The organism is Leclercia sp. S52 (assembly GCF_039727615.1).
GTDB lineage: Bacteria > Pseudomonadota > Gammaproteobacteria > Enterobacterales > Enterobacteriaceae > Enterobacter > Enterobacter adecarboxylatus_B.
In genome coordinates, this window is the sequence record NZ_CP152474.1 from 3590017 (window position 1) to 3602456 (window position 12440).

The 12440-nt window shown below is 59.7% G+C and carries 9 protein-coding genes and 2 pseudogenes; 3 read left to right on the plus strand and 8 right to left on the minus strand.

Features of this window, described 5'->3' with window-relative positions:
• Positions 1 to 236: 236 nt before the first annotated feature.
• A pseudogene (gene purL, locus AAHB66_RS17170) lies at positions 237 to 4125 on the minus strand (phosphoribosylformylglycinamidine synthase).
• A 267-nt stretch (positions 4126 to 4392) separates the two neighbouring features.
• On the opposite strand from purL, the pseudogene mltF reads away from it, so the two are divergent.
• Positions 4393 to 5951: pseudogene (gene mltF, locus AAHB66_RS17175) on the plus strand (membrane-bound lytic murein transglycosylase MltF).
• Here the strand turns inward: mltF and tadA are convergent.
• The 4 genes from tadA to murQ are packed head-to-tail and all read right to left on the minus strand — an operon-like array spanning position 5833 to position 9298.
• Complete coding sequence (gene tadA / locus AAHB66_RS17180; RefSeq protein WP_347113756.1) at positions 5833 to 6372, minus strand: tRNA adenosine(34) deaminase TadA; 540 nt, start codon at positions 6370 to 6372, stop codon at positions 5833 to 5835. The pseudogene mltF and the gene tadA overlap by 119 nt on opposite strands.
• Positions 6373 to 6402: 30 nt before the next feature.
• Entirely contained in the window at positions 6403 to 7038 is a 636-nt protein-coding gene (yfhb, locus tag AAHB66_RS17185; protein ID WP_347113757.1) for a phosphatidylglycerophosphatase C, read from the minus strand.
• A gap of 3 nt (positions 7039 to 7041) precedes the next feature.
• A complete protein-coding gene (locus AAHB66_RS17190; RefSeq protein WP_347113758.1) occupies positions 7042 to 8394 on the minus strand; it encodes a PTS transporter subunit EIIC in 1353 nt (450 codons plus the stop codon).
• Between the two features lie 10 nt (positions 8395 to 8404).
• Complete coding sequence (gene murQ, locus AAHB66_RS17195) at positions 8405 to 9298, minus strand: N-acetylmuramic acid 6-phosphate etherase (protein WP_347113759.1); 894 nt, start codon at positions 9296 to 9298, stop codon at positions 8405 to 8407.
• A 118-nt stretch (positions 9299 to 9416) separates the two neighbouring features.
• Here murQ and AAHB66_RS17200 point away from each other — a divergent pair, with 118 nt between their 5' ends.
• Positions 9417 to 10265 (plus strand): MurR/RpiR family transcriptional regulator, encoded by an 849-nt coding sequence (locus AAHB66_RS17200; RefSeq protein ID WP_142486731.1) that lies wholly within the window; start codon positions 9417 to 9419, stop codon positions 10263 to 10265.
• 60 nt (positions 10266 to 10325) lie between these two features.
• Positions 10326 to 10586: a YfhL family 4Fe-4S dicluster ferredoxin gene (locus AAHB66_RS17205; RefSeq protein WP_106994567.1), complete on the plus strand. Its 261-nt coding sequence runs from the start codon at positions 10326 to 10328 to the stop codon at positions 10584 to 10586.
• On the opposite strand, the gene acpS is transcribed toward AAHB66_RS17205, so the two are convergent.
• Genes acpS through recO form a run of 3 tightly spaced genes read right to left on the minus strand, consistent with a single transcriptional unit; the run spans position 10583 to position 12433 of the window.
• The gene (gene acpS, locus AAHB66_RS17210; protein WP_337013907.1) at positions 10583 to 10963 is read right to left on the minus strand and encodes a holo-ACP synthase; all 381 of its coding nucleotides are present in this window, start codon (positions 10961 to 10963) and stop codon (positions 10583 to 10585) included. The two genes, AAHB66_RS17205 and acpS, sit on opposite strands and share 4 nt — an antisense overlap.
• Positions 10963 to 11694, minus strand: coding sequence for a pyridoxine 5'-phosphate synthase (gene pdxJ / locus AAHB66_RS17215; protein WP_347113760.1), 732 nt, complete (start codon positions 11692 to 11694; stop codon positions 10963 to 10965). The genes acpS and pdxJ overlap by 1 nt, the downstream gene beginning before the upstream one ends.
• 31 nt (positions 11695 to 11725) lie before the next feature.
• Positions 11726 to 12433 (minus strand): DNA repair protein RecO, encoded by a 708-nt coding sequence (recO, locus tag AAHB66_RS17220; protein ID WP_347113762.1) that lies wholly within the window; start codon positions 12431 to 12433, stop codon positions 11726 to 11728.
• Between the last annotated feature and the right edge of the window lie 7 nt (positions 12434 to 12440).

Genomic DNA, 12440 nt, shown 5'->3' on the forward strand with positions numbered 1-12440 from the left:
AGGATGATTTGCAGGCTATCTGTCGCTTATTAGCAACACCCTTACAGGGTTATTATCGGCTCTATAAATATCAATAAGTTAAATGTCGCCAATTGACGACATCAATATGTGAGGGTTGTCGCACATTTGCGACACCAGAGAAATGCCGAGCGGCACTGCGTTTGCCCGGCCTACAAAACTCAACCGGCCTTTGTAGGCCCGGTAAGCGAAGCGCCACCGGGCACAACAACGATCTCTTAACCCAACTGCTTACGCGCGTTGCGGAAGATGCGCATCCACGGGCTGTCCTCGCCCCAGTTCTCCGGGTGCCAGGAGTTGCTGACGGTGCGGAACACGCGCTCAGGGTGCGGCATCATCACCGTCACGCGACCGCTTTCGCTGGTCACCGCGGTGATACCGTTGGCTGAGCCGTTCGGGTTCGCCGGGTAGGTCTGCGTGACTTTACCGAAGTTATCGACAAAGCGCAGCGCCACCAGGCCTTTGCTCTCCAGTTCCGCCAGATGCGCGGCATTACGCACTTCAACCTGACCTTCACCGTGAGACACGGCGATTGGCATCTGCGATCCCACCATCCCCTGCAGCAGCAGAGATGGGCTCTGGGTCACTTCTACCAGGCTGAAACGCGCTTCGAAGCGGTCGGACTGGTTACGCACAAAGCGCGGCCAGGCTTCGCTGCCCGGGATCAGCTCGCGCAGGTTCGACATCATCTGGCAGCCGTTACAGACGCCCAGGGCCAGGGTCTGCGGACGGTGGAAGAAGGTTTCGAACTCATCGCGGACGCGGTCGTTGAAGAGGATGGATTTCGCCCAGCCCTCGCCTGCCCCCAGCACGTCGCCGTAAGAGAAGCCGCCGCATGCCACCAGCGCCTGGAAATCGGCCAGACCGGTACGGCCTGCCAGCAGGTCGCTCATATGGACGTCGATGGCATCGAAGCCGGCACGGTGGAAGGCGGCCGCCATCTCGACGTGGGAGTTCACGCCCTGCTCACGCAGAACGGACACTTTCGGACGGGCGCTCTTCGCGATATACGGCGCGGCAATGTCTTCGTTGATGTCGAAGGACAGCTTGACGTTCAGACCCGGATCCTGGTCGTTGGCTTTCGCCTCGTGTTCCTGATCGGCGCAGGCCGGGTTGTCGCGCAGACGCTGCATCTGCCAGGTGGTTTCAGCCCACCACATGCGCAGCGTGGAGCGGCTTTCGGCAAAGACGGCCTGACCGTTGGCCTCGATAACAAAGCGATCCCCGGTCACCGCTTTACCCAGATAATGTACGCAGTCGCCCAGACCGTGCTGCGCCAGCAGCGCTTCCACCGCCTCGCGATCCGCTGCACGCACCTGAATTACCGCGCCCAGCTCTTCGTTGAACAGCGCCGCCAGACGATCGTCGCCCAGGCTGGCAATGTTGGCTTCCACGCCGCAGTGGCCGGTGAAGGCCATCTCGGCCAGGGTAACCAGCAGGCCGCCGTCGGAACGGTCGTGGTAGGCCAGCAGTTTGCGTTGAGCAATCAGCGCCTGAATAGCGTCGTAGAAGCCTTTCAGCTGCGCCACGTCGCGCACGTCTGCCGCCTTGTCACCCAGCTGGCGGTAAACCTGCGCCAGCGCGGTGGCCCCCAGCGCGTTATGACCTTTACCCAGGTCAATCAGCAGCAGGGCGTTGTCTTCAGTTGTAAGCTGTGGCGTGATGGTATGACGCACATCTTCCACACGGGCAAACGCGGTAATGACCAGCGACAGCGGCGAGGTCATCTCACGCTGCTCGCTGCCTTCCTGCCAGCGGGTTTTCATCGACATAGAGTCTTTGCCCACCGGAATGGTCAGGCCCAGCGCCGGGCAGAGTTCTTCGCCCACCGCTTTCACCGCTTCGTACAGCCCGGCGTCTTCACCCGGGTGACCGGCTGCGGCCATCCAGTTCGCGGAGAGCTTGATGCGTTTGATGTCGCCAATCTGGGTAGCGGCGATGTTGGTCAGCGCTTCACCTACGGCCAGACGGGCAGAGGCGGCGAAGTCCAGCAGGGCAACCGGGGAGCGTTCGCCCAGCGCCATCGCTTCACCGTAGTAGCTGTCGAGGCTGGCAGTGGTCACCGCGCAGTTCGCCACCGGCACCTGCCACGGGCCAACCATCTGATCGCGGGCAACCATGCCGGTCACGGTACGGTCGCCGATGGTGACGAGGAAGGTTTTCTCCGCCACGGCCGGGAGATGCAGAACGCGGTTAACCGCCTCGGCAACGGTCACACCCTGCAGGTCAAGGGCTTTGCCGCTGGCTTTGCGGGTCTGTACGTCGCGGGTCATCTTCGGCGTTTTGCCCAGCAGCACGTCCAGCGGCAGGTCAATCGGCTGGTTGTCGAAGTGGGTATCGCTCAGGGAGAGATGCATCTCTTCGGTGGCTTCACCGATCACCGCGTACGGCGCGCGCTCGCGGCGGCACAGCTCATCAAACAGCGGCAGCTGATCCGGAGCAACGGCCAGCACGTAGCGCTCCTGAGATTCGTTACACCAGATCTCCAGCGGGCTCATGCCTGGCTCATCGCTCAGGATGTCGCGCAGGTTGAAGCGGCCGCCGCGGTTGCCGTCGCTTACCAGCTCCGGCATGGCGTTAGAGAGACCGCCCGCGCCCACGTCGTGGATAAACAGGATCGGATTGGCGTCGCCCAGCTGCCAGCAGCGGTCGATCACTTCCTGACAGCGGCGCTCCATCTCAGGGTTGTCGCGCTGTACGGAGGCGAAATCGAGATCCGCATCAGACTGACCGGAGGCCATTGAGGAGGCCGCCCCACCGCCCAGACCGATGTTCATCGCCGGGCCGCCGAGGACGATCAGCTTCGCACCCACCACGATCTCGCCTTTCTGCACGTGATCGGCACGAATGTTGCCGATCCCGCCCGCCAGCATGATCGGTTTGTGGTAGCCGCGCAGCTCTTCGCCGTTGTGGCTCTCCACTTTCTCTTCATAGGTACGGAAGTAACCGTTCAGGGCCGGACGACCAAATTCGTTGTTAAAGGCCGCGCCGCCCAGCGGGCCGTCGGTCATGATGTCCAGCGCGGTAACAATACGTTCCGGCTTACCGAAATCTTCTTCCCACGGCTGTTCGAAGCCCGGGATACGCAGGTTGGAGACGGAGAAGCCCACCAGACCCGCTTTTGGCTTAGCGCCACGACCGGTTGCGCCTTCGTCACGGATTTCACCGCCGGAGCCGGTTGCCGCACCCGGCCACGGCGAGATCGCCGTCGGGTGGTTATGGGTTTCGACTTTCATCAGGATATGCGCAGGCTCCTGGTGGAAGTCATAGCGCCCTGCTTCGCGATCGGCGAAGAAGCGGCCCACCTCGGAACCCTCCATTACCGCGGCGTTGTCTTTATAGGCAGACAGCACGTGGTCAGGGGTTTTCTCCATGGTGTTTTTGATCATTTTGAACAGCGACTTCGGCTGCTGCTCGCCGTCGATAACCCAGTCGGCGTTAAAGATCTTGTGGCGGCAGTGCTCGGAGTTAGCCTGGGCGAACATATAGAGTTCGATGTCGTTCGGGTTGCGGTTCAGCTTAACGAACGCATCCTGCAGGTAGTCGATTTCATCTTCGGCCAGCGCCAGGCCCAGACGCAGGTTGGCGTCAATCAGCGCCTGACGGCCCTCACCCAGCAGGTCCACGCTCTGGACGGGGGCAGGCTGATGGTGAGAGAAGAGCTGCTGTGCGTCGTCCAGAGAGGCAAACACGCTCTCCATCATGCGATCGTGCAGTTCGGCTGCTACAACGGCCCATTGGGCGTCGGTCAGGGTAGAGGCTTCAACGTAATACGCCACGCCGCGCTCCAGACGGTCAATCTGGCTCAGACCACAGTTGCGGGCGATGTCGGTTGCTTTAGAAGACCAGGGGGGAGATGGTGCCCGGACGAGGCGTAACCAGCAGAAGTTTACCGTTCGGGGTATGGCTGCTCAGGCTTGGGCCGTACTTCAGCAGGCGCTCAAGCCGGACCAAATCCTCTGCCGTTAAGGGAGCATTCAGGTCAGCAAAATGGACATACTCAGCGTAAATATTGCTTACCGGAAGGTCGGCCGCCTGAAAACGTGCCAGCAGTTTGTTGATACGGAAGGCAGACAGTGCAGGCGAACCACGCAGAATTTCCATCATAAGTCTCTCGTCTTCGAAGCGCCGGAGGCGCTTACAGTGTGCGCAAGGGGGAAAACGGGCGCCATTATAGTGGATCCTGAGCGCCGACGAAACCGTTTGCGTCGTAATAAAATCGACGTTGCCATTTAACCATCGGTGTTGCCTTTCCCGCTAATAAGTTGCCAAGTGGCGTTACTTTGCGCAAAATGCCGCGAAATCTTTGGTAATACTTGTTTTTACTATGGCCAATACTAACCAGAACAATAGACAGCACATAGAATCAACTTATTGAAAAAATTAAAGATTAATTATCTGTTCATCGGCATAGTGACCTTGCTGCTGGCAGCGGCCCTGTGGCCTTCAATCCCCTGGTTCGGCAAAGCCGAAAACCGTATCGCCGCTATTCAGGCGCGGGGGGGAGCTGCGCGTCAGTACCTTGTCCTCGCCGCTGACCTACAGCGCGATCAACAACAAAGTGATTGGCCTGGATTATGAACTGGCGCAGCACTTTGCTGACTACCTGGGCGTGAAGCTTAAAATTACCGTACGTCAGAACATCAGCCAGCTGTTTGACGATCTGGATAATGACGATGCCGATATGCTGGCCGCCGGTCTGGTCTACAACAGCGAGCGCAGCAAGAACTACCAGCCCGGCCCCACCTATTACTCCGTGTCGCAGCAGCTGGTCTATCGCGTCGGCAGCCTGCGCCCGCGTAACCTTGCCAGCCTCACCGCCGAGCAGCTTACCGTCGCCCCGGGTCATGTGGTGATTGATGACCTGCGGGCGCTGAAAGAGAAGAAGTACCCCAACCTCAGCTGGACGGTGGATGAGAAGCAGGGCACCACGGCGCTGCTCGAGCAGGTCACCGACGGCAAACTGCCCTACACCATCGCAGATTCGGTCGCTATCAGCCTGTTCCAGCGTGTCCACCCGGAGCTGGCGGTGGCGCTGGACGTTACAGACGAGCAGCCCGTTACCTGGTTCAGCCCCCCTCGATGGCGACCAGACGCTCTCCGCCGCGATGCTCGATTTCTTCAACGGGATGAATGAGGACGGCACCCTGGCGCGTCTGGAGGAGAAATACCTCGGCCACGGGGATGACTTCGACTATGTCGATACCCGCAGCTTCCTGCGGGCGGTGGATAACGTGCTGCCGGACCTGCAGCCGCTGTTTGAGAAGTACGCCCAGGAGATCGACTGGCGCCTGTTGGCGGCCATCTCGTATCAGGAGTCGCACTGGGATGCGCTGGCCACCTCACCCACCGGCGTACGCGGCCTGATGATGCTGACCAAAAACACCGCCCAGAGCCTGGGCCTGACCGACCGCACCGACGCCGAGCAGAGCATCAGCGGCGGCGCACGTTATCTGCAGGATATGATGGCTAAGGTACCGGAGACGGTACCGGAAGAGGAGCGGATCTGGTTTGCACTGGCGGCCTACAACATGGGGTATGCCCATATGATTGATGCCCGCGCCCTGACGGCAAAAACCAAAGGTAATCCCGACAGCTGGGCAGACGTTAAACAGCGCCTGCCGCTGCTGAGCCAGAAGCCGTATTACGACAAATTAACCTATGGCTATGCGCGCGGCCACGAGGCGTACGCCTACGTGGAGAATATCCGCAAATATCAGATAAGCCTGGTAGGGTATCTGATGGAGAAAGAGCGAGAGGCGCAGGCGGCACAGCAGCTGGCACAAAGCTATCCAGTGGTGTCGCCGGACGAGCTTACTCGCCCGATAACTTCGATTCTGCCTTTTGTCTCTTTTTCTGCTGACGCCGCATTCGAAAGAACTCACTTAGCATCTCCGAACACGCTGGTGCCAGCACCCCTCCCAACACATTAACCTGATGGTTCATGCCGGGATGTCTGAGCACGTCCAGCAGCGAACCTGCCGCCCCGGTTTTTTCATCCCGCGCGCCAAACACCACCGTGCCAATCCGGCTGTGGATCATCGCGCCGGAGCACATCACGCAGGGTTCAAGGGTGACATAAAGCGTTGTGTCCAGCAGGCGGTAGTTTTGCAACACCAGCCCGCCCTGGCGCAGGGCCATGATTTCGGCGTGGGCGGTGGGATCGTGACGCCCAATCGGGCGGTTCCAGCCTTCGCCAATGACCTGGTTATTGTGGACCAGCACGGCGCCCACCGGGACTTCGCCCTCTTCCCAGGCACGTTTGGCAAGCTGGAGCGCATGGCGCATCCAGTATTCATGATTAAGTTCAGGGTCGGACAACGCAGCATACTCCAGTCTGAAAAGCGGGCGCATTATACACACCCGCTATGCATAATCACAAAATCATTCCAGTTGCTGAAGTTCGCCCAGGGGCGTGACGCGCCAGCGGTGCTGGCAGAAGTACAGAAGGGGGTTGTCCTGCTTGCTGTCGCTGTAGCCGCTGTAGAGCCGCAGCGGGGTGCCGATTTTTTTCTCCAGCTGCACCACCTTCTCGTGGCCGAGGCAGCGCATGGTCAGCACCCAGCCACCCCAGGCGCGCCCCATCTGGGTGGCGATCAGGTTGACGCGCGGCAGCCAGGGGGTATCGAAATAGACCTGCTCGACCAGCGACTGCGGCGAACCGGTGATCAGCCAGATGTCGGCATCGTTGGCGTTGAGGTAGTTGGTGAGCCGCTCCTGCACCACCGGGAAGGCGGTGACATGCCCGCGAAACCAGGTGACAAACTCTTTCTCCAGCTGTCTGAGCCGCGCTTCGCTGTGGCCGAAGGTGCAGCCCCACAGCAGCAGGCTCATCGGCCAGCGGGCGGCGCGGCCTTTAATCAGCAACGCGCCGCCGATGATGGGGAGCAGGGGTAACACGAGCAGGGCATTCAGGGGCTGTCGGCGCAGCAAATAGCGCATAAAAGTGCCGAACATATCCTGCTGATGCAGCGTTCCGTCCAGATCAAAAAAGACTACGCGACGCTCGTGATTGGCCAAACCTTACTCCTCTGGATCGTTGAACCCTAACAGCCAGGTAAACAGGAACCCGGCGATCACCGCTACCAAATAGCCTAACAGATAGAGCATGACTTTTCCGGTCACGATGGTTAATGCCAGCGGTAATCCGGAAATACCAAAGGTGATTACGGTCGCCACTTTCCAGTAACTGATGAGCGCCCCACCAACCGCGCCGCCAAGACAGGCGCCGATAAACGGCTTGCCCAGCGGCAGGGTGACGCCGAAAATCAGCGGTTCACCGATCCCCAGCAGCCCGACCGGCAGCGCCCCTTTGATCACCTTTTTCAGGCGTTCATTACGGGTTTTCATCAGCACCGCAATCGCCGCGCCGATCTGCCCCACACCGGCCATCGCCAGAATAGGCAGCAGCGCGTTATAGCCATGCGCCTGCACCAGCTCAACGTGGATCGGCACCAGGCCCTGATGTAAGCCGGTTAACACCAGCGGCAGGAAGGTGCCCGAGAGAACCCCACCCACGAGGAATCCCCCGCGATCGATAGCCCAGGAGGCTCCATGGGCGATAGATTCGGATATCACGCCACCCAGCGGTTGTAGAGCAATAATCGCCACGCTGCCGGTGATTAAGGTGGTCAGCAGCGGATTGAAGATTAGCTCCAGCGAGCCCGGCAGGATATTGCGCAGCCGTTTCTCGATCCAGCACATCAACACCACCACCAGCAGCACGGCGATCACCCCACCCCGCCCCGGCTGCAGCGCTTCACCAAACAGGGTGATCTGCGCCAGCTGTGGGCTGGAGAGGATCCCCGCCATCACCCCGCCCATTGCCAGCGAGCCGCCAAACACTTTGGCGGTGTTCACCCCCACCAGAATGTTCATGATGGCAAAGACCGCGCTGCCGAAAATGCCGAGGATCCCCAGCAGGTTCGGATAGTGGGTCGCGAAGTCGCCGACAATGTCCGGGCGTTTAAGGATATTGATGATCCCGGTGATCAGCCCCGAGGCAATAAAGGCCGGGATCAGCGGTATGAAGACGTTGGCCAGCTGGCGCAGCGCGTCGCTCATCGGGGCTTTATATTTGGCCTTCGCCTGCGCTTTGGTGCGCTCGGCATCATCCATCACCGCCCCGCCCATCAGCGAACGCATGGCATCCACCACCTGCGCGGCCTTGCCGGGGCCGACGATCAGCTGATGCTGCTCCCCCTGCTTCACGTAGCCGCTGACGCCGGGCAGTTTTTTCAGCCGCGCCAGATCAAGCTTGTCATCATCCTGAACTTCCACCCGCACCCGCGTCATGCAGTTTTCCAGACGCCGGATATTGTTCTGCCCGCCTATACCCGCAAGGATATCGCTGGCGAGGGCTGCTGTTTTTTCCATGTACGCCTCTTTAGTTTTCTAATGCCGCACGTAAGAATCCCTGATGCGCGTCGAGCCTGGCGCGCGCCGCCGCGGCATCCAGCCCGCTTAAGATCATCAGAATCGCCGGTTTGACGTCATACCCGGTCTGTTTCAATACCTCTTCCGCCTCTTCGCGCGTGGTGCCGGTGGCTTCCACCACCATGCGGCAGGCCCGGTCGATGAGCTTCACGTTGGTGGCTTTCATGTCCACCATCAGGTTCTGGTAGACCTTGCCGAACTTCACCATCGCACCGGTGGAGATCATGTTCAGCACCAGCTTTTGCGCGGTGCCGGATTTAAGGCGGGTGGAGCCGGTCAACGCCTCCGGGCCGACAACCGGCGAGATAGCGATAGCAGCGACCTGAGCAATCGGTGAGCCCGGATTACAGGAGATCGCCACGGTGGTGCAGCCGGTCTGGTTCGCGTACTCAAGGCCGCCAATCACGTACGGTGTGCGCCCGGAGGCCGCCAGTCCGACCACCAGATCCTGCGCGGTCAGGTTGAGGGCTTTGAGATCGTCTTCCCCAAGCTGCTTGCTGTCCTCGGCCCCTTCCACCGCCTTCAGCAGCGCTCCCGGGCCACCGGCAATCAGGCCGATGACCAGGCCATGCGGCACGCCAAAAGTCGGCGGACATTCGGAGGCGTCCAGCACCCCAAGACGCCCGCTGGTGCCCGCCCCCATGTAGATAATGCGTCCGCCCGCTTTCAGCGCCTCGGCGGCTGCGTCCACGGCTTTCGCCACCTCGGGCAATGTCTCTTTCACTGCCTGCGCGACCAGCGTATCCTGTTGGTTAAAGCGATTAACCAGCTCAAGCGTGGAGAGCGCGTCGAGATCCAGGGTTTGTGGATTGCGGGATTCTGATACCAGTGAGCCAAGATTCATTTTTTTGTGCCTCAAGAATTTTTAATTCATAATAGTCGCATTATAATGGAATATAAAATTCATTCAGGCGAGCAGAATTCGCATTTGCTGCAGTCATCACATTTCGCCAGGAGTCCTTATGAACTGTTTAATTCGTATCCGCCAGCGATACGCGGGTTTTGCCCAGAGCGATAAGAAGCTGGCGGACTTTTTGCTCACCCAGCCCGATCGCGCCCGCCATCTGAGCTCCCAGCAGCTGGCAAGCGAGGCGGGCGTGAGCCAGTCCAGCGTGGTTAAATTCGCGCAAAAAATTGGCTTTAAAGGCTTCCCGGCGCTGAAGCTGGCGCTGAGCGAAGCCCTGGCCAGCAACCCGAATCCGCAATCCATGCCGGTGCACAACCAGATCCGCGGCGACGATCCGATGCGTCTGGTAGGTGAAAAGCTGATCAAGGAGAACGTCGCGGCGATGCACGCCACGCTGGACGTCAACAGCGAAGAGAAACTGCTGGAAAGCGTCGCCATGCTGCACGCGGCGCGGCGGGTGATCCTCACCGGGATCGGCGCTTCAGGGCTGGTAGCGCGTAATTTTGGCTGGAAGCTGAACAAGATCGGCCTGATCGCCATTGTCGAACAGGATATGCACGCCCTGCTGGCCACCGTGCAGGCGATGGCGCCTGACGATCTGCTGCTGGCCATCTCCTATACCGGCGAACGTCGCGAGATTAACCTTGCCGCCGATGAAGCCCTGCGCGTGGGTGGGAAAATCCTGGCAATTACCGGCTTTACCCCCAATGCGCTGCAGCAGCGGGCCACCCGCTGTCTGTACACCATTGCCGAAGAGCAGGCCACCCGCAGCGCGGCCATCTCCTCCACCAGCGCGCAGATGATGCTGACCGACCTGCTGTTTATGGCGCTGGTTCAGCAGGATCTGGAGCGGGCTCCGGAACGCATCCGCCACAGTGAGGCGCTGGTAAAAAAACTGGTTTGAGCAGGGAATGACCGAGCGTATAATGCCCGCCCTGTTTGTGTTGTTTCTGAGAATTTCCTGATGGCGCTGTTAATCACCAAAAAATGCATCAATTGCGATATGTGCGAACCTGAATGCCCGAACCAGGCGATTTCAATGGGGGACAGCATTTATGAGATTAACAGCGACCGCTGCACCGAATGCATTGGTCATTATGAAACGCCAACCTGCCAGAAGGTGTGCCCAATCCCCAATACTATCCTGAAAGATCCGGCACATTCTGAATCCGAAGAGCAGCTGTGGGACAAATTTGTCCTGATGCACCATGCGGATAAGATTTAACTTTCGATTATCACCGTGGCGCAGGCGTAATGGCGTTCATCGGCCAGCGTGACGTGCATATGCGCCACGCCCAGCTTTTCCGCCAGCGTTAACGCCTCGCCCCACAGCCGCAGGCGAGGTTTGCCCAGCTCATCGTTAAACACTTCAAACTGATTAAAGGCCAGGCCGTTGCGGATCCCGGTGCCGAATGCTTTCGCCGCCGCCTCCTTCACCGCAAAACGTTTGGCAAGAAAACGCACCGGCTGCTGGTGCGTCTCCCAGATGGCCCATTCGTTATCGCTGAGCACCCGGCGGGCAAGGCGATCGCCGCTACGGGCGATCACCGCTTCGATACGGGCAATCTCAACGATATCCGTGCCTAAGCCGAGAATGGCCATTACTTGCGGGCTTCCAGCATCAGACGCTTCATCTCTGCCACCGCCTCTTTCAGACCGCTCATCACCGCGCGACCGATAATCGCATGGCCGATGTTCAGCTCGTGCATCTCCGGGATGGCGGCAATGGCTTTGACGTTATGGTAGGTCAGGCCGTGGCCGGCATTGACCTTAAGACCCAGACCGGCCGCATAGGTGGCCGCTCTGGCGATGCGATCCAGCTCTTTTGCCTGAGTGGCTTCGTCTTCGGCATCGGCGTAGCAGCCGGTATGGATCTCGATGAACGGCGCGCCAACGTCGGCGGCGGCTTTGATCTGCGCTTCATCGGCATCGATAAACAGCGACACCAGGATCCCGGCATCGGCCAGGCGTTTGCAGGCGTCACGCATCTTATCGAGCTGACCGGCCACGTCCAGCCCGCCCTCGGTGGTCACTTCCTGACGCTTTTCCGGCACCAGGCAGCAGAAGTGCGGTTTGGTCTCGACAGCGATCGCCAGCATCTCTTCGGTGACGGCCATCTCCAGATTCATGCGGGTGTCCAGGGTCTGGCGCAGGATGCGAACGTCGCGATCGGTGATGTGGCGGCGATCTTCGCGCAGGTGCACGGTAATACCATCGGCCCCCGCCTGCTCGGCGATAAATGCCGCCTGAACCGGATCCGGATATGCCGTGCCGCGTGCGTTACGCAGGGTGGCAATGTGGTCAATGTTGATGCCTAACAGTAATTCAGCCATGACAATCCTCGGATTTCTTTTGTTCTGTGGTCTAACGTTTCGGCATAAACTGCCGGAATAATTCGCGGCTCTTTAAAGGCTTGCCACCAAGATACGGCTTGAGCGCAATGCGGGTAAAGCGTTTTGCCGCCCGCAGGGTGCTGACGTCGGGAAACTCACGCTCCGCCAGCGCCCGCAGATCCCGTCCGGTGAAGGTGCTGTTGTCGATGACAACGCTGGCAATAAAGCCCTTCTCTTCACGATAGCGGTAGGTCATGGTGTCTTCGACCGGATCGCCGCTGCCCGCACAGTGCAGAAAATCGACGCCGTATCCCAGATGGCCGAGCAGCGCCAGCTCAAAGCGACGCAGCGCCGGTTCCGGCGAGCCGGTTGCGCCCGCCAGCGCCTGCAGACAGTGCAGATAGTCGAAAAAGAGTTCAGAGAAGCGGGTCTCATGTTCAAGAACGCGCGTGATCAGCTCGTTCACATACAGACCGCTGTACAGCGTAATACCAGAGAGGGGGAGCGCCAGAGAGACGGCTTCAGCACTGCGCAGGGTTTTCACTTCCCCACGCCCGCTAAAGCGTACCAGCAAAGGTGTAAAGGGTTGCAGAGCGCCCTTCAGGTTAGAACGTTTGGAACGTGCGCCTTTGGCAACAAGGCGCACGCGGCCTGACTCTTCCGTGAAGACGTCCAGCATCAGGCTGGTTTCGCTCCACGGACGGCTGTGAAGGACAAAGGCACGCTGCCATCCATCCACGTTGTTT